The sequence below is a fragment of the Pseudoalteromonas sp. Of11M-6 genome (genome assembly GCF_022347905.1).
Classification (GTDB): Bacteria; Pseudomonadota; Gammaproteobacteria; order Enterobacterales; family Alteromonadaceae; genus Pseudoalteromonas.
In genome coordinates this window covers 118,320-137,096 of the sequence record NZ_JAKRFW010000013.1, presented here as the reverse complement: position 1 = coordinate 137,096, position 18,777 = coordinate 118,320, and the positions used below count along the sequence as shown (strand labels likewise).

Genomic DNA, 18,777 nt, shown 5'->3' with positions numbered 1-18,777 from the left:
ATGAGTTTAGCCAAGTGGTCAATTGAGAATAAGGTTATCAGTTGGATGTTTGCCTTGCTCCTGCTTATTGCTGGGGCGGTATCCTATTTGGGCTTAGGCCAGCTAGAAGATCCTGAATTCACACTAAAAAAAGCCATGGTCGTGACCATGTATCCTGGTGCATCGCCACAACAAGTGGAAGAGGAAGTCACCTTCCCGATTGAAAATGCGATTCAATCTCTGCCGTATGTTGATTATGTTACTTCAATTTCTTCTCCCGGTAAGTCGCAGATCACTGTTGAGATGAAGAGTAAGTACCGTAAGAAAGACTTACAACAGATCTGGGATGAGCTGCGCCGTAAAGTAAATGATCTCTCGCCGAAGCTACCGCCAGGTGTTATGACGCCAAGCGTTATCGACGATTTTGCTGATGTTTACGGTGAACTTTACGCGATCACCGGTGAAGGCTATTCGTATGATGAGCTAAAAGACTACGTTGACTTTTTAAAGCGCGAATTAGTGCTAGTAGAAGGTGTGAGTAAAGTCACTGTTGCGGGTGAGCAGCAAGCACAAGTGATCGTCGAAATATCAACACAAAAACTGTCACAACTTGGCATTGCGCCTAGTTACATTTTCTCGTTGTTACAAGCTCAAAATACGGTATCTAATGCGGGTAAAATACGCGTTGGAGACGAGTCTATTCGCCTGCACCCTACTGGTGAGTTTACAGACGTTGCAGAGCTAGAGGGTTTACTTATCTCAAAGCCCGGCGCCAAAGAGCTTATTTATTTGGGTGACGTGGCAAAAGTAACACGCGAATATGCGGAGGTGCCGAATCATATTACACGTTTTGATCAAAAGCGTGCACTGCTGGTTGGGGTTTCTTTTACTTCTGGTGTAAATGTTGTTGAGGTGGGTAAAGAAATCGAACATCACTTACAGCAATTAGAATATCAGCGCCCTTACGGTATTACGATCAACACAGTTTACAATCAACCAACAGAAGTAGAGACCTCGGTTGATGGTTTCATCGTTAGCCTTTTAGAGGCCGTTGCCATTGTAATTATCGTTTTGCTTATTTTTATGGGTGTAAAAAGTGGTATTTTAATCGGCGGTATTTTGCTTATTACCGTGCTGGGTACCTTTATCTTTATGAAGATATTCGCCATTGATTTACAACGTATTTCATTAGGTGCTTTGATCATTGCGCTGGGGATGCTAGTCGATAATGCCATTGTAGTGACTGAAGGCATTTTGATTAATATTAAACGAGGTCAATCTAAAGTAAAAGCTGCTGTGAACATTGTTGAACAGACAAAATGGCCACTTCTTGGCGCAACCGTTATCGGGATCACCGCATTCGCACCGATTGGCTTAAGCTCCGACGCCAGTGGTGAGTTTGCAGGCTCGCTATTTTGGGTGTTGTTAATTTCACTACTGCTAAGTTGGGTAACGGCTATTACACTGACGCCATTTTTTGCCAATATGATGTTTAAAGGGCCTAAAGAAAAGTCATCAGATACTAGCGAAGAAGACGACCCTTATAAAGGTGTGATCTTCACCGTGTATAAATCCATGCTGACCTTCTGCCTTAAAAATCGTGCTATTACTATTATTTCTATGGTACTGCTATTAGTCGCTGCAGTTGTTGGCTTTAAATCGGTTAAGCAGTCTTTCTTCCCAGCTTCAAATACACCGATGTTCTATGTGGATTACTGGCATTATCAAGGTGCCGATATACGTAGCACGGCGCAGAATGTTGAGAAAATTGAATCCTTTTTACTGGCCGATCCGATGGTTAATGAAGTAACTGCAACGATTGGGCAAGGCGCGCCTCGTTTTATGTTGACCTATTCGCCTGAAAAACAATACGACGCTTATGGCCAGTTAATTGTACGTGTAAAAGACCGAGAAGCAGTAGTGGCCATGATTGCCAAGCTTCGCGATTATGAGCTTGAAAATGAGCTAGACGGACGTCTCAAAATAAAGCGTATGGAAATTGGCCCTTCAACTGATGCAAAAATCGAGGCTCGGTTTTCGGGACCAGACCCTGTTGTGTTACGCCAACTAGCTGAAAAAGCCAAAGGTATTATCAGCCAAGACGATAAAGCGTTTAATATTCGTGACAACTGGCGACAAAGAACCAAGTTGGTGCGCCCACAGTTTAATGAATTGAAGGCGCGTCGATTGGGGATCAGTAAATCAGACTTAGATCAGTTGCTACTGACTTCGGTGTCAGGTAACAAGGTAGGGTTATATCGAGATGGTACACAACTGTTGCCTATCATTGCGCGCTCTCCTGAGGAAGAGAGGCTCAATGTTGAAAATCTTGGTGACTTACAAATATTCAGCCCTGTCCTTAGCGTCTACGTACCAGTTTCACAAATCGTGGATGATTTTAGTGTCACTTGGGAAGATAGCCTGATCATGCGCCGCGACCGTAAACGTACCATCACGGTAATGGCTGATCACGACGTGATAGGTGATGAAACCCCAGCTAAGTTATTTGCAAGAGTGAAGGCGGATATCGAAGCCATTGAGCTACCCCAAGGGTACGAGATGCAATGGGGCGGCGAGTATGAGTCGTCAAGCAAAGCGAAGAAAGCCATTTTTGGCTCATTACCAATCGGTTATTTAGCGATGTTTATGATCACTGTATTGCTCTTTAACTCGGTGAAAAAGCCATTAGTGATCTGGTCAACCGTGCCGCTTGCTATTATTGGGGTAACGGCAGGCCTTGTTTTACTACAAGCACCATTTAGCTTTATGGCGCTGCTAGGCTTGCTAAGTTTATCCGGCATGCTGATTAAAAATGGTATTGTACTGATGGATCAAATAAATATCGAAATAGACTCTGGTAAGTCCCCTTACCAAGCGGTATTTGATTCTGGTGTGAGTCGTGTAAGGCCGGTGTCTATGGCTGCTATCACAACCATACTGGGTATGATCCCGCTATTATTTGACGTGTTCTTCCAGTCCATGGCGGTCACCATTATGTTCGGTCTTGGTTTTGCGACCATACTGACGTTGATTGTATTACCTGTGTTACATTGCGTGTACTTTGGTATCGAACAACCAAAAGACTAGTTGAGCGACATCCACCTTCTTCGGAAGGTGGATGTTATTATCGCTTTCGCAGTTTATCTTTCACCTTTAAATCGACAGGAGTGCTACAGCCACCAACTGTCTAACTTATCTGCAACAAGCTCAGCTCTCCAGCCTAACGCAAGATCGGGTTTCATCAGCAATTGCTTTTCTTCCGGTGACTTTTTCCACGACCAGCTGATCACCTGATTGATTTGTTTTTTCGAAGCAAACACATCAACAGGAATATCGTTAGCTTTGGCGACTTCGGCGATAACCTGTTTGATATCCTTGCACGCTGCTTTGTAACCTTTGAAGTCGATAAGTCTTCTCACGCGTTGTGGACAATCTTGTTCACTTACTTCTTTTGCTTTTTCTATACAGGCGAGAATTTCTTTGCCAGAGCGATTAACTTCCATTGGCTCAACACCTAGAACATTACGTAAACTGCCCAGTGAGCTTGGACGACGTTTAGCAATTTCGACCATGTTATGTTCTTTAAGCACGAAATTTAGCGCTAAGTTCTTTTTCTCTGCCTTCGCTCTGCGCCATGCTGCAAGTTCTTTTAGAGTAGCAAGATCTCTAGGCTTAAGTTGCCACACGTTTTTGACATCAAGATAAAGTACTTCATCAGGTTGACGGAAGCTTCTCTTTTGGGCGAGCAACTCACTCTCTTGAAGCACTATGTTAAATAGCTGCTTTTCATTAACTCGCGCTTGAATAGTCTCAAAACATGGCAGTAAATGATATACATCGGAGGCGGCGTAATCTAATTGGCTTTGAGTTAAAGGGCGGCGTAACCAATCTGTTCTGGATTCACTTTTGTCAATGTCTACATCTCTAAGTTGTTTCACCATATTAGCAAAACCAATACAACTCCCCTCACCTAACAACTGTAAAGCAAACTGGGTATCGAAGATTGGTGATGGGATAAAACCTGCAAACTTAAGAAATACTTCGATATCTTCTGACGGAGAATGAAGTACTTTTAAAACACTAGTATCGGAAAACAATGTCCACAGCCTACTAAAATCCATATCGGCTAGTGGATCGATAAGGGCAAGGTGGTTACCATCAAAGATCTGTAACAGAGCAATTTCTGGGTATAAGGTGCGGCGACGCATGAACTCGGTGTCGACGGCGAGCACTTTGGCTTTCGAAATAGACAAGACAAATTCATCTAGTGCTGTTTGGCTTTCAATAACTTGATACTGCACTGTTACTCCCATGCAATTTACATAACTAGCCATATCACGCTAGTTATAAAAAAGCCGGCTAGTGCCGGCTTTATTTGTTATTCTTTTAACGCTCTACGCAGTATTTTACCAACGTTAGTCTTTGGCAGTTCATCTCTAAACTCAACTAGTTTTGGTACTTTATAGTTCGTTAGATTATCTCGGCAATGTGCAATTATATCTTTTTCTGTTAAAGATGGGTCTTTTTTAACAATAAAAACTTTAACTTGCTCACCACTAACCTCATGTGGCACGCCAACCGCTGCAACTTCTAACACGCCTTCGTGCATAGCAACGACTTCTTCGATTTCATTAGGGAAAACGTTAAAGCCAGACACTAAGATCATGTCTTTTTTACGATCAACGATGTAGAAGAAACCGTCATCATCATAAGTGGCGATATCACCCGTTGCAAACCAGCCATCTTTTAAACATTCAGCGGTTGCGTCTGGACGGTTGTAGTAACCAGCCATCACCTGCGGTCCTTTAACACACAGCTCACCGGGCTCACCTTTAGGTGTTTCATTGCCATTGTCATCAACAATTTTAATGTCAGTGCTTGGTGCAGGTAAGCCAATAGACCCGTTGTAGGCTTCAAGATCATGCGGGCAAATAGTAACTAGCGGCGCACATTCTGTAAGGCCATAACCTTCCATCAGCTTCGACTTTGTCACCTTCTGCCAGCGCTCAGCGACAGGGCGTTGTACAGCCATACCACCACCTAAAGACATTTTCAGGGTTGAAAAGTCGAGGTCGGCAAACCCTGGCGTGTTTAACAGGCCATTAAATAGCGTGTTTACACCGGTGATAGCGGTAAATGGAACTTTTGCCAACTCTTTTACAAACGCAGGCATGTCACGCGGGTTGGTGATCAAGATATTGTGACCACCGTACTTCATAAAGGTCAAACAATTCGCTGTTAATGCAAAGATATGGTATAGCGGTAGTGCCGTGATAACGACTTCTTTTCCTTTAACTAATACTGTATCTAAACAGCCTGAAACTTGCTCAAGGTTTGCTACCATATTGCCATGAGTCAGCATCGCGCCTTTAGATACGCCAGTTGTACCGCCAGTGTATTGCAAGAAGGCAAGGTCACTTAGCGTCACGTCTGGTTTACTGTATTTTGCAGGATCTGCTGCAATTACTTGTTTGAAAGGAATGGTATTTGGCAGGCTAAAGTCAGGCACCATTTTTTTGAAGTGCTTAACTACAAAGTTCACCAGATGCTTTTTGAAGCCACCTAACATGTCACCAATTTCTGTCAGCACTACATGCTTCACACTGGTTTTTGGTAAGGCTTGCTCCAGTGTATGGGCAAAGTTTGCAAGAATAAAGATAGCTTTTGACTCGGAGTCATTTAGCTGATGCTCTAATTCGCGCACGGTGTAAAGCGGATTGACGTTTACAACGGTACAACCAGCACGTAGTACACCTAAAATAGTAACTGGGGTTTGCAACAAGTTTGGCATCATGACAGCAACTTTATCGCCACGGCCAAGTTTCAATTCATTTTGTATATAACTAGCAACTGCTTTGGTCTTTTCATTAACTTGCTGATAAGTCAGTGTCTTACCCATATTGGTGTAGGCTGGATACTGAGCATAATCTGCAAAACTTTTTTCAAATAATTCAAGCAATGAGTTGTAATGCTCTGGGTCGATAGTTTCAGGCATACCTTCTGGGTAGCGCTTAAGCCAGATTTTTTCCACTCTTAGCTCCTGTGTTCTCGTTATTTTTATATTCACCCTAAACCATAAACGATGTAAGGCACTTTAACAATTGAGCAAATACTCTAAAAACGCCATATTCCCACAATATCTGAGGATTTACAATCTAGATGCTGTTGAAACGTAGGCTTTAGCGCTCTTTGTGAACTTTTCTTTCCATGATTAGTTTATTCTTTACGCTCCTTCAGTTGTGAACGATGTTTTGTCGCAGTTTTGGTGTGCTTCAATTAGCTTATAGCAAATTTCCGGGTTTTCCATATGGCAATGGTGGCCGCCAGGTATTTTCTCAAGCTTGAGTGAGTCGAAACAGCCTTTAAATTGACTATATTGTCTGACAATCATGTTATAGCCTTGTTCCGCTAACACCAGTAAGGTTGGAATGGTAATCCCATTGAGCGCGGATTTTGCCTGCGAGATGGAATACCTAAATCCAGAGTGGTGCTTTAGCCTAGGGTCTAATGCCAGTTGCACGCCTTCACTGTGCGGCAGGGTATTTCTTGCCATAAGCAGCGCTGCTATTTCTACGGAAACATCACCGATTTTACTGCGCAGTTGCGTAAGTGTATTTATATCAGGATAAACCCGTGGTTCAGATTGTTTTAATTTATCTCGGGAATTAAACGCATTAATGAGCTGGGTTTTGGTATCACTCTCTGAGGTACTCACAATTCCTATTCCCTCGATTAATACCAAAGATAAACAGCGTGTTGGATAGCAGCTTGCAAACAAGTTAGCTATCATCGCCCCCATAGAATGACCAACAATATGGCACGTTTTGATTTGTGCTAAATCTAAAAAGTACTTTAAGTCATAGACATAGTCGATAAAGTAATAAAAGGCGTCGGCACTTTTCCAATCTGAATGTCCATGACCTGGTAAGTCAAGCGCTATATGCGTGTATTGTGTATTGCAAAATGGCGCAAACGGTACAAAACTGTTGCTATTATCTTGCCAACCGTGAAGGTAGATAACGGTTTGCTCTCCTTCTCCCCAGTGTTGGTAGGAGAATGGCCCGATTTTTTGTTCTTTTATCGCATATAGAGACATCGACGAATTCTTTTAGTGTTCATTGTACCATCATTGATTTATCATCTTACCGTGACATATTTGAACTTACTACTTTGATTTGTTGAAAATATTTTTATCCAACATCCATTTTATTACGAATGCGTTTAAATTGATCAAATAGTAGAGAATCACAAACCTTCATCACGATAAGTACACGGGAATAACAATGAATTTCAAAACTAGCCTTTTGGCCTCATTTGTTGGATTAGTATTTGCGGCTCCGACACTGGCTGCTCCAAAAAACATTATTTACATGATTGGCGACGGTATGGGGCCGGCTTACACAACGGGCTACCGTTATTTTAAAGATGACCCTTCCACGAAAGTGGTTGACCCAACGGTTTTTGACTCTATTTTGGTTGGTATGGCGCATACCTACCCAGACGACGACACGGTTGTAACAGACAGTGCTGCGGGCGCAACCGCCTTAAGTACAGGAACGAAAAGCTATAATGGCGCAATTGCGGTAGATACCCATAAAGAACATTTGGAAACGATGCTCGAAGTGGCGAAAAGAAAAGGTAAAACAACCGCGCTTGTTGCAACATCGCAAATCAACCACGCAACACCTGCAAGTTTCGCGTCTCATAATGAATCACGTCGTAACTATGACGACATTGCTAATGATTACATAGACAATAAAATCGCAGGAAAATTACCTGTAGATCTTATGCTTGGTGGTGGCACTAAATACTTCATTCGTGAAGATAGAAACCTAGTTAATGAATTTAAAGACGCAGGTTATCAATACGTCGATGCTTTATCTAAGCTTGATACGCTAAATAAAATTCCTGCGATGGGTCTGTTCGCAGAAGTAGGTCTGCCATTCGCAATTGATGAAGAGCCTCAGCGCCTAACTAAAATGACTAAAACGGCATTATCATTATTGGAAAACCAGAATGATAAAGGCTTCTTCTTAATGATTGAAGGTAGTCAGATTGACTGGTGTGGACATGCTAATGATATCGCTTGTGCTATGCATGAAATGGACGACTTTGCAGAGTCAATTAAGCTTGCAAAGGCTTTTGTTGATAACAACCCAGACACTATCTTGGTGATCACAGCAGATCACTCTACCGGTGGATTAACGCTTGGTGCGAACGGTCAGTATCGCTGGGAGCGTGATGTGGTAGCTAAAGTGAAAGGTTCAGCGGGCGAGATAGCAAAAGCACTTGCAAAGACAAAAGACATTAAAGCAACATGGCAAGAGCTAACAGGTCTTGAGTATGACAGTGCGACTGGGCTAAAAGTAAAAGAAGCACTATCACAAGGTCCGAAGGCGCTTAGTGTTGTCGTTAAAGAGGCAATTAGTGATGCATCTTTCACCGGTTGGACAACGGGTGGTCACACCGCTATCGATGTACAAGTGTTTGCCCATGGTAAAGGTAAAGAAGCGTTTATCGGCTCGCAAAACAATACCGCAATTGCTGATAAACTGATTGGATTTATTAAAAAGTAAAAATCTTCACCTATTATTTCAAACAAAGAAGGTCAGCATTTGCTGACCTTCTTTGTTATCGAATCTTGAAAGAGATAATATACCAATTAGCTTTAATACTTGCTCAATTTGAAGGAGCAAATCTGACGCTAACGGCGTTAAAAATTTCTCATTTAGAACAACTAAATAGCAAAATTTTTGTCTTGCCTACATGGATGCAGGTACCTTAGCGATAGCAGGACGCGGTAGCGGTGTTATCGACAAGATTTTCTCGCCTCAAAATAGACCACTTAATTAAGCGAATTGGTATTACGCGTAAACAGAAACGCCAATCATACCTTTGATCTCATCTCGTCTTGCTTCCGTTGCAATTGCTTTGTATTCACTAATTGCTTGTCCAGTACGAAAGTTAGGGCGGTCGTAGATAGTCGAACGTTGCTGCGATTGGAACTGCTCCACCAACGCAATGCCCTTTTCACTGGTTTTGATCTGAGCAGTATTAAGCTTAGCCGTGCTCATTTCTTCAATAGCAGGGCTCACCGCCTTTTTAGGCTGTGGCTTTACTTGGTATGTACCTGCTTGTTGAATGATTGAATTTAGTTTCACGTTCTAGCTCAATAAATACAATATGCTTGTATAAAAATACGCCTTTATTCTCGACCTGGCAACTTTTTCCACGTCACAGTATCCCTTACATATTGCGGCTGGGCGTCAGCTGCATCCACAGATAAGCCTTGTGTGAAACTATCGTCGGCTATAAACAGCATGTAATAAGCATCCGGTAACGTGATATTGTCAAAGATTTCGCATTCAAGCTGTGTGGCAAGCTCTGAGAACGCTTGCCATCCTGTACCAACACCGGCCGCGCCAGTTGATGTAAAGTCGATATTTTCAGGTTTAATAACTGTTTCTTCGGTGCTTGGTTGAATAACACCACGAGTTTCGCCGTTGTATTGGCATAAGTAGATCTCACCCATACGTGCATCTATTGCCGACACTACGCTGGACTTGCCTGCTTCCATGTATGCCTGTTGCGCCATCGCCTGCAAAGTTGAAACGCCAACCAACTTAAGACCTGAAGAATAAGCTAAGCCTTGCGCAACCGCTGTACTTATTCTAACCCCAGTAAAACTGCCCGGCCCACGTCCAAACACAATGCCATCAAGTTCACTAAGCGTGATATCGGCTTCGCGTAAAATACGTTCAACTAAGGGAAGTATCTTTTGGCTATGCTGCTGTGGGCAAACCTCGAAGTGGCGAATAAACTTGCCTTCATAGTGCAATGCAATACTGAGTGCTTCGGTGGAGGCGTCTATGGCCAACAGGTTATTTTTCATTTTTATCAATATTCTCTAAAAATCGGATTGCCTTGTTTAAGTCTCTCGTGCGAGACATATCGGGCAAACTACTTAAAAACGTCTGGCCGTATTTTCTCGTAACTAAGCGATTATCGCAAATAATCAGTACACCTTTATCGTTAGCATCACGAATTAGCCGTCCAACCCCTTGTTTCAACGCGATAACAGCTTGGGGGAGTTGTATTGCATCAAAGGGTTCTAATCCACGCATTTCAGCGTCTCGCATGCGCGCTTGCAACAAAGGGTCATCTGGTGAAGCAAATGGTAGTTTATCAATGACAACACAACTCAACGTGTCACCTCTCACATCCACCCCCTCCCAAAAGGAGGCCGTACCAAGTAGTACGGCGTTACCGTGCCGAATAAATTGCTCTAAAATTATCCGTTTCGATGCTTGACCCTGCATAAAAATGGGATATTGCAGTGCCGTATTCAGCCCTTCATAGACTAAATGCATCGCGCGATAACTGGTAAAGAGTAAAAATGTACGCCCTTTTGCAGCTTCAATCACCTGTTTTGCAAGCTTTACCAGCGCATGTGGCATTAAGTCGTCACGGCTTTCTGGCAAATAGCGTGGCAGGCAAAGCAAGGCTTGCTGCTTATAGTTAAATGGGCTATCAACAATAAATTGTGAGGTCGGTTTGAGTCCTAAGCTACGACTAAAGTGCTCAAGGGAATTATCAACGGATAAGGTAGCGGAGGTAAATACAAAGCTTGCCTCAGTGGTTTTGACAATTTGTGCAAACTTACTTGATACATCAAGCGGCGTGATATGAATAGATAAAAAGCGCCTTGTGGTTTCGAACCAGTAACTAAATCCAGTTTGACTGGTATCAAAGGCACGTTCAAACTGATTTTTAAAGGTCATGACCTTTTCAAATGGGTGTTCTATTTTTTCACTTCTATCCAGACAAAGTTTGAGCACTTTATAGAGAAAGTCTAAGTTAGCTATCACTCGATGCATGGCATCGCAAATTGGTTTATTCGCCAGCGCCTCACGCCAATCACCACGGGCACCATCGCCACCAAATACCAAACGCAAATCGGCGACACTGGTTTCCAATTTATTGAGTGTTTTGCCAAGTTGCAACATATCTGGAATATCAGAACGGTAGATCACCCTTAAATCGTTAATAAGCGCCTGCAAAGCTTTAGTGCTGATAGTCTCACCAAAGTAGTCACTGGCTATTTCTGGTAATTGATGTGCTTCATCGAAGATATAGCTATCCGCGGTTGGCATTAGCTCCGCAAAGCCTAAATCTTTTACGGCCATATCGGCAAAAAATAAATGATGGTTGATCACCACAACATCGGCATCGACTGCCTTTAATCTTGCCTTTCGGATATAACAGTCTTCGTAGTCTGGGCACTCTTTCCCTAAACAGTTGTCTGCAGTTGAGGTAACGTAGGGTAATACCTTTGCGTCTTCTTCGATACCCACACAGTCGGCTAAGTCTCCACTGTGTGTTTCAGAAGCGAACTTTGCAACCATGGCAAGTTGGTGCATAACATCTGGGTCGTCGGTTGGCACATGGCTCAAATGCTGTGATAAACGATAAGGGCAAAGGTAATTGGCCCTACCCTTTAGCAAAGTGACTTTTTTCCCACTGCCAAGCACCTTTTTTAGGGTTGGCACGTCACGATGGAATAATTGCTCTTGCAAGGCCTTAGAGCCGGTTGAGACGATGACTTTACCTTTAGACTGAAAGGCAGGAATGAGATAGGCAAACGTTTTCCCCGTCCCTGTTCCAGCTTCGGCGATGCATTGTCCACCATTTTGTATGGTTTCTTCTACCGCAATAGCCATATCAATTTGGGGCTGTCTTGGTTGATAGCCCAGGAAATGCTGGGCTAAAGGCCCCGTAGAAGAGAAAGTCGTAGATACAGCCAAAGTAATGTAGTTTACAAACAGACAGGTCGCGAAATTGTATGTGGCTAAGCACCAAATCGCAAGTAATCATTCAAAACCAGCGTACCGACACCAACAATGATTGCCTTCAATTAAAAGTTGCGGTGATTAGCTGAAGAAATGGTAAACAAGCAAATGAGGAGAAGCGCAGTGCTTAAATAAAATGCTAAAACAGCTATACTATCAGGAAAACACAGGAGCTAACGCGAGCACAGGCAGACCTACAACGAATCAAGCTATAAGGTTCTTTACTGATTTATACGGCATGTTATTTCTCCAGTGTAAAATGGTGAACGGTCAGGTTAAATTAGCTTTGGCTTGACGTGGTGGCTACTGGCCCTAGTGAAATTTGTTGAGCATAAAGATTGAGAGAAAAGCCGTGCTAGTTAACTGTTTTCCCTAAAACTCTCTGGCTAGATAAGGAGAAAACTAAGTTGTGCTTTAGCAACAATGAGTTGGAACATTCCTTATCCAAACCTCAGGTTAGTTAGCTACACGGCTTAAATATGTCAAAAAGAAATCGCTTTTGGTCAACAGTTACTTTGTTCAGCTAACAGTGATGGTTGGATCCCATTGATAATATCCTAAAAGCGACTGGCTTTGACCATCTGAACTAAGCGTATATAACGCAAACTGAACTTGAAAGTTTTCAGTGCCTGAGTTTCGCACCTTAGAATCCAGCGTCATAAAGTTTGTGCTTACATGCGCCGCTGGTAAACCATTATTGTTGCCGGAATTAACATTTGGAACTGCTGCTTCAGTGCGATTTACGCTGTTAGTTACAAACGTGTTAAATACCTGAGTACCACCAAATTGTTTGATCCCGTAGATAATCACTGCATCATCGGCGTTGCCGTAAATCGACGTGCCACTAAAGGAAACATTGTCCCCAGCGTTTGCTCTAAAGTTTAGTACCGCAGTACCTTGTCCACTAACAATGCCTCTGGGATCTGAAGCAATCATAAACTCACTGTTATGATCTATAGGTGTGGGATTATTTTGGTCTTGGCTTGGGTGGGGATAATGCGCTTTCACGTACTCTGTATCAATAACAATGAGCACATTAATGCTTTCTGAAGATGCTTCTAATGTTGACATGACATTCCTCTCCTATCGGATGAAATTTACAAGAAATTAGTGATCCCTCTCTTGTGGCGTCCTGCACATTCACCATATCATCGAATCACTTTCTTTCATTTAAGTCAAAATGGATTTACCGGCTAGAATTTTTATCTTAGCCACCATTTCGTTTATAAACATAGGCGTGAAAATGCTAGATTTGAATTACATGACATTACACCTTTATAAACAAAATATCTTATTTTTTAATATGGTTGGGGGTAGCGGTTACTAACTTTTTGAAAGGCGGCAGTTTTTCTGGTCTAAGTATTGCGAAGACGAAAAATATCTTTACCAGTTCTGGAAATGTATTGGTACCGAGGTGAAGTGAGTTTAAACTAACAGACGCAACAAAACATTTTACGATCACGCCCATGTATCTAGATTCTCACCTTTATGTTCTTCGTGAGATTTTTCCTCCTCATCCTCTTCATCTTCGCTTTCTTTAATTTTTTCATGCTCAGCAGCTTGGCGTTTAAGTTCGATCTCGGTTTTTAGATCTTTCTTAACTTTTTCAATCTTATAGTGCTGCACACCAGCTACATGAAATGCAGACTTATGAGTTACATCTAGCCGTACGATTGGGCCTAAAAACGGTTTAAACGCATCCATATATTTCTCCACTAACCTATTGTTGATCTTACTTATTATCGGCTGTTATAAGCTATTCTTTAATTTGCGTTAAAAAATGATTGCCAAATAGAACAATAATGTGTTTATCTATAAATGAACTTTTTGAACAGCAGATATATTACAAAGGTAACATCATGCTAATGACACTGACAGCAATTCATCATCACCATCATCATACGGGATAACCTGTCAGGTATTTCGCTGGTGGGTTATTCCTTAAAGGAACCTCCGGCGAAGCAAAAAGTATAGTCAAAGTTTATTTCGCCCCGAGGTTCCGCCTCGGGGTTTTTCGTTTAAAGAATTAGGAAATAAATAATGAGCAACAGCAACCGTTTAAGAATCGCAATCCAAAAATCAGGCCGTCTTTCAAAGGATTGTCAAGCCCTACTCAAACAACTTGGTGTAAAACTAAACCTACGTGAACAGCGTTTAATCGCCCACTCTACTAACATGCCTATTGATGTACTTAGAGTACGTGATGACGATATTCCTGGCCTTGTAATGGACGGCGTTTGTGATTTGGGCATTGTAGGCGAAAACGTGTTAGAAGAAGCGCAAGCTGAGCGTGTTCGCAACGAGCAGTTTGCTGAAGTCACTAAACTTTCAAAACTGGACTTTGGCTTTTGCCGTTTAGCGCTGGCGTGGCCACAAGAGCTAGGTCAACAGGAAAAGGCGTGGTTTAACGGCAAACGCATCGCAACCACCTACCCTGAGATTTTAAAGCAATATCTAAAACGTGAGAACATCGATGCTAGCGTGGTCATGTTAACGGGCTCGGTAGAAGTAGCACCTCGAGCAGGCCTTGCTGACGCCATTTGTGACTTAGTATCAACCGGTGCCACGCTTGAGGCTAATGGCCTTATGCAAGGCGATACCATCTTAGAATCTAACGCTTGCCTCATTCAAAATGCAACATTGACTGACCAAAGTAAGCTTGCGCTTATCGATAAGCTAATGCCACGCCTTAAAGGGGTGAAACAAGCAAAAGAAAGCAAGTACATCATGATGCATGCACCAAAGAATAAGCTAGATGAAGTATGTGCATTACTTCCAGGCACAGGTCAACCAACTTTACTTGCACTTGCTGGAAGCGATGAATATGTTGCACTTCACATGGTCAGCTCTGAAACCCTATTTTGGGAGACAATGGAAGAGTTAAAGGCGCTCGGTGCTAACTCTATTCTCGTCATGCCAATTGAAAAGATGATGGAGTAACAGCATGTTTGATTGGCAGCAAGCCACCAGCGAGCAACGTCGCGAATGCTTGAGCCGTCCTGCGGTCAAAGTGGGCGATAAGGTAAAAGCAGCAGTTGAAAAGATAATTGATAACGTCGCTCGCAACGGCGACAACGCATTACTTGGTTATGCCGAGCAGTTCGACGCACGTATTAATCCAAGAATACGGGTAACGGGAACAGAGCTTATTGAAAGCGAATTTGCGTTAACACCTGAACTTAAAAGTGCTATTGACCAAGCGTATAGCAACATTAAGAAGTTTCACCAGTTGCAGTTACCACAAAGCAAGAAAATTGAGACTCAGCCAGGTGTGACCTGCGAGCTCAGATATCAAGCGATAGAAGCCGTGGGTTTATATGTGCCAGGTGGCAGCGCGCCACTGCCTTCTTCTGTCTTGATGCAAGGCGTGTGTGCGCAGCTAAGTGGTGCAAAAACAATCGTGTTGGCGACGCCGGTTAAAGGCGATAGCCAAATACATCCTGCGATTTTGTATGCGGCTAAACTGTGTGGCGTTACGGATGTGATTGAATGTGGTGGTGCAGGTGCAATCGCTGCCATGGCGCTAGGTACTAACAGCGTACCAAAAGTGAACAAAATTTTTGGTCCAGGCAATAGCTTTGTCACAATGGCAAAACAGCTGCTTTCTCAGTCAGTGCCGGGACTTGCGATTGATATGCCGGCAGGCCCTTCTGAGGTGTTAGTGATTGCAGATAAGGGCGCTAACCCAGAATTTATCGCCGCCGATCTACTTTCTCAAGCGGAGCATGGGGAAGACTCGCAAGTCATATTATTGGCGTCTGACAGTCAACTTATCGAAGAAACTGAAGCTGCAATTGAGCGTCAACTAAGCAAGCTTAGTCGCGCTGATATTGCCAGAGCTGCGCTTAAAAACAGCACGCTGATTTTAGTTGAGAGCATAGAGCAAGCATTTGAGATCTCAGCAGAGTATGGGCCAGAACACCTAATCTTACAGATAAGAGATGCAGAGCGTTTCCTGCCGCTAGTAAAAAACGCAGGCTCAGTGTTTGTTGGTGACTATACGCCAGAATCAGCGGGTGATTATGCGTCTGGCACCAACCATGTATTGCCAACCTATGGTTATTCAAAAACCTACTCAAGTTTAAATCTGATGGATTTCTATAAGGCTTACACAGTACAAACCATCACAAAAGAAGGCCTGAGTGGTTTGCGCTCTGCCATTTTACCTTTGGCACAAGCTGAGGGCCTAGATGCACACGCGAACGCCGTGAAAGTGAGGCTGGAGAATAATAATGACTAATATTGCGCTACCAAATAACATTGAAAAGCTTAAGGCCTACAGTTCTGCGAAAAGTGCAAAGCTAACAGGCACCACGTGGCTCAATGCCAATGAAAGTCCATACGCGCGTGTGCTTGAAATGCGCTTTGATAACTTAAACCGTTACCCCGATCCGCAGCCACAAGCGGTAATTGATGCCTATGCAGGCTACGCTAAGGTCGAGCAAACAAATGTACTGATGACACGTGGTGCCGATGAAGGCATTGAGTTATTAGTACGCACATATTGTGAACCGGCCAAAGATAGTATTGCAATCTTTACCCCTACTTATGGTATGTACAAAGTTACGGCAGACACCCACAACATCGCCATTAATGAATTAAGCCAAGATCAGCTTGCCGATGACGATGTGGATACACTAGCCGCTGCAATTGGCGACGCTAAACTTGTCTTCGTTTGTAATCCAAATAACCCAACTGGCGCAATACAACCTGCCAGCAAAGTCGCTGCACTTGCTGATAAGCTTAAAGGCCGTGCAATCGTGGTCGTTGATGAAGCTTATATTGAGTTCTGTGAAGAACAAACCTGTGTCGAGCTTATCAAAGAGTTCTCAAACGTTGTTGTGCTGCGTACGCTATCTAAAGCGTTTGCACTGGCAGGACTGCGCGTTGGCTTTATGTTAGCGAGTGAAGCGCTATTGGCACCGGTGAGAAAAGTGATTGCGCCCTACCCTGTTTCTACAGTCGTGGCACAAATAGCAGCAACAGCGTTAACGTCAGATGCGATAACGCAGATGCGCCGGCAAGTCTCTATTTTGAACCTAGCAAAAAAGAAGCTTATACAATGGCTACAAGACAGCGAGTTCGTAAGCGCAATGTTATGCGGCGAAGGCAACTTTGTTACTTTACAGCTAACCGACAAACAGTTTGTGGAGCAAGCGATGCGCCAGGGGTTAATCATGCGGCCATTTGTGCTGTTTGGCGAGGACAACTGGTTGCGGATCTCTATCGGCAACGAGCAGGAATTAAAACAAGTAGAAAACTGGCTGAAACAATGCCAAGTGACTGAGGAAGTATCATGAGCGCCCCCTATTTATTCATCGACCGCGATGGCACTATTATCGAAGAGCCAATAACCGATAAGCAAGTGGATAGTCTAGAGAAATTGGCACTATTACCCAATGTGATCCCAGCGTTATTACAACTGCAGTCGTTTGGTTACAAGCTAGTGATGGTATCTAATCAAGATGGTCTCGGTACAGATAGCTTCCCTAAAGCTGATTTTGATGCGCCTCAAGATAAAATGATGCAAATCTTAACAAGCCAAGGGATCCGTTTTGAAGAAGTACTGATCTGTCCTCACTTTGACGAAGACAACTGCCAATGTCGCAAACCTAAAACAGGATTACTCACTGAATTAATGCGCTCTGGTAAAGTGAACCTTAGCAAATCATTTGTTATTGGCGATAGGCAAACCGATATTCAGCTTGCAGAAAACCTTTGCATTGAAGGTATTCTCTACAAAGATAACTGGCCTGCTATTGTGACGCAGTTAACCACCTTAAATCGAAGTGCACAAATTGCCAGAAATACCAAAGAAACGCAGATTTCGGTAGCGATAAATCTGGATCAACAAGCCAATGGAGAGATTTCAACAGGGCTTGGTTTTTTCGACCACATGCTAGATCAGATCAGAACTCACGCTAACCTTGGCCTGAATATTCAGGCGAAAGGTGACTTACATATAGACGAGCACCACCTCGTAGAAGACATCGGTATTGCACTTGGTCAGGCTTTTAAGACTGCGCTTGGTACAAAATCACAAATCGCACGTTATGGCTTTGCGCTGCCTATGGACGAATGTAAAGCAGAATGTCAGTTGGATTTATCTGGACGCGCGTCTTTTGTACTTAACGCTGACTTTACAAGAGATAAAGTGGGCGACTTGGATGTACAAATGGTTGAGCATTTCTTTAAATCCTTCGCGGATAATGCGGCAGTGAGTTTAATTTTGAGCGTAAGCGAAGGTAATGCTCACCACCAAGTTGAGGGTTTATTCAAAGCATTTTCTCGTGCTATTCGTATGGCAATTGCAACAGACGCGTCACAGCAAATGGCAAGTTCTAAGGGGTGTTTATGATTGCAATTATTAATACTGGTTGTGCCAATATTAACTCAGTGCGTTTTGCATTTGAGCGCCTTGGTGTCACGCCTGAAGTGATCACTGCACCGGAGAAGCTAGCCCGCTTTGAGCGAGCCATTTTACCCGGCGTCGGCCACGCTAATGTGGCAATGAAGCGGTTAAATGAGCAAGGCTGGGCAGACGCAGTAGCTGACTATCAACGGCCTTTGATGGGGATTTGTTTAGGGATGCAGCTGCTTTGTCAATCGACTGAAGAAGGGGATATTCCGTGCTTAGGTCGCATTCCGGGTAAGGTTGAATTATTAGAGACTAATGAGTTAACTACACCGCATATGGGCTGGAATAATCTCCGTGTGGTGAAGCCTCATGCGCTCACTACAGGACTCAGTGAACAAGACCAAGTGTACTTTGTACACAGTTTTGCGCATACCATCAATCAATCGACACTGGTTTCGGGTGAGTACGGTCAAGCGTTCTCTGCGATTGTCGCAAACGACAATTATGCCGGCATGCAATTTCACCCTGAGCGCAGCGGCAAGGTTGGTGCGCAGCTTTTACAAAACTTTATTAATTGGCAGCTATAAAAGG

Annotated in this window: 15 protein-coding genes; 7 read left to right on the top strand and 8 right to left on the bottom strand. The window is 43.3% G+C overall.

Going from position 1 to position 18,777, the window contains the following annotated elements:
- A complete protein-coding gene (locus MHN32_RS09130) occupies nucleotides 1–3,066 on the top strand; it encodes an efflux RND transporter permease subunit (protein ID WP_239421563.1) in 3,066 nt (1,021 codons plus the stop codon).
- Nucleotides 3,067–3,149: 83 nt separating this feature from the next.
- Here MHN32_RS09130 and rnd read toward each other — a convergent pair whose 3' ends face one another.
- From rnd to MHN32_RS09115, 3 genes are all read right to left on the bottom strand, one after another.
- Nucleotides 3,150–4,280 (bottom strand): ribonuclease D, encoded by a 1,131-nt coding sequence (gene rnd, locus MHN32_RS09125; RefSeq protein ID WP_239421562.1) that lies wholly within the window; start codon nucleotides 4,278–4,280, stop codon nucleotides 3,150–3,152.
- Between the two features lie 77 nt (nucleotides 4,281–4,357).
- Nucleotides 4,358–6,010: a long-chain-fatty-acid--CoA ligase FadD gene (gene fadD, locus MHN32_RS09120; RefSeq protein ID WP_239421561.1), complete on the bottom strand. Its 1,653-nt coding sequence runs from the start codon at nucleotides 6,008–6,010 to the stop codon at nucleotides 4,358–4,360.
- A 192-nt stretch (nucleotides 6,011–6,202) separates the two neighbouring features.
- On the bottom strand, nucleotides 6,203–7,075 hold the full coding sequence (locus tag MHN32_RS09115) for an alpha/beta hydrolase (protein ID WP_239421560.1): 873 nt from the start codon (nucleotides 7,073–7,075) through the stop codon (nucleotides 6,203–6,205).
- 187 nt (nucleotides 7,076–7,262) lie between these two features.
- On the opposite strand from MHN32_RS09115, the gene MHN32_RS09110 reads away from it, so the two are divergent.
- Nucleotides 7,263–8,555, top strand: coding sequence for an alkaline phosphatase (locus MHN32_RS09110; RefSeq protein WP_239421559.1), 1,293 nt, complete (start codon nucleotides 7,263–7,265; stop codon nucleotides 8,553–8,555).
- A 288-nt stretch (nucleotides 8,556–8,843) separates the two neighbouring features.
- Here MHN32_RS09110 and MHN32_RS09105 read toward each other — a convergent pair whose 3' ends face one another.
- From MHN32_RS09105 to MHN32_RS09085, 5 genes are all read right to left on the bottom strand, one after another.
- Entirely contained in the window at nucleotides 8,844–9,140 is a 297-nt protein-coding gene (locus MHN32_RS09105) for a hypothetical protein (protein ID WP_045988561.1), read from the bottom strand.
- Between the two features lie 44 nt (nucleotides 9,141–9,184).
- Nucleotides 9,185–9,871, bottom strand: coding sequence for a tRNA (adenosine(37)-N6)-threonylcarbamoyltransferase complex dimerization subunit type 1 TsaB (tsaB, locus tag MHN32_RS09100; RefSeq protein ID WP_239421558.1), 687 nt, complete (start codon nucleotides 9,869–9,871; stop codon nucleotides 9,185–9,187).
- The gene (locus MHN32_RS09095; RefSeq protein WP_239421601.1) at nucleotides 9,861–11,699 is read right to left on the bottom strand and encodes an ATP-dependent DNA helicase; all 1,839 of its coding nucleotides are present in this window, start codon (nucleotides 11,697–11,699) and stop codon (nucleotides 9,861–9,863) included. The genes tsaB and MHN32_RS09095 overlap by 11 nt, the downstream gene beginning before the upstream one ends.
- Nucleotides 11,700–12,347: 648 nt before the next feature.
- On the bottom strand, nucleotides 12,348–12,899 hold the full coding sequence (locus tag MHN32_RS09090) for an inclusion body family protein (protein WP_102058090.1): 552 nt from the start codon (nucleotides 12,897–12,899) through the stop codon (nucleotides 12,348–12,350).
- 387 nt (nucleotides 12,900–13,286) lie between these two features.
- Nucleotides 13,287–13,532, bottom strand: coding sequence for a hypothetical protein (locus MHN32_RS09085; protein ID WP_010605471.1), 246 nt, complete (start codon nucleotides 13,530–13,532; stop codon nucleotides 13,287–13,289).
- A 336-nt stretch (nucleotides 13,533–13,868) separates the two neighbouring features.
- Here MHN32_RS09085 and hisG point away from each other — a divergent pair, with 336 nt between their 5' ends.
- From hisG to hisH, 5 genes are read left to right on the top strand one after another with little or no spacing between them, the layout of a single operon-like run.
- Nucleotides 13,869–14,768, top strand: a complete 900-nt coding sequence (gene hisG / locus MHN32_RS09080; protein WP_239421557.1) for an ATP phosphoribosyltransferase — start codon at nucleotides 13,869–13,871, stop codon at nucleotides 14,766–14,768.
- Between the two features lie 4 nt (nucleotides 14,769–14,772).
- Nucleotides 14,773–16,068 carry a histidinol dehydrogenase gene (hisD, locus tag MHN32_RS09075; protein WP_239421556.1) on the top strand — a complete coding sequence of 432 codons (1,296 nt, stop codon included), beginning with the start codon at nucleotides 14,773–14,775 and terminating at the stop codon, nucleotides 16,066–16,068.
- A complete protein-coding gene (gene hisC / locus MHN32_RS09070) occupies nucleotides 16,061–17,128 on the top strand; it encodes a histidinol-phosphate transaminase (protein ID WP_239421555.1) in 1,068 nt (355 codons plus the stop codon). Before hisD ends, hisC begins: the two co-directional genes overlap by 8 nt.
- Nucleotides 17,125–18,186, top strand: a complete 1,062-nt coding sequence (gene hisB / locus MHN32_RS09065) for a bifunctional histidinol-phosphatase/imidazoleglycerol-phosphate dehydratase HisB (RefSeq protein ID WP_174169185.1) — start codon at nucleotides 17,125–17,127, stop codon at nucleotides 18,184–18,186. Before hisC ends, hisB begins: the two co-directional genes overlap by 4 nt.
- Nucleotides 18,183–18,773, top strand: coding sequence for an imidazole glycerol phosphate synthase subunit HisH (hisH, locus tag MHN32_RS09060; protein WP_010605476.1), 591 nt, complete (start codon nucleotides 18,183–18,185; stop codon nucleotides 18,771–18,773). The genes hisB and hisH overlap by 4 nt, the downstream gene beginning before the upstream one ends.
- The last annotated feature ends 4 nt before the right edge of the window (nucleotides 18,774–18,777 follow it).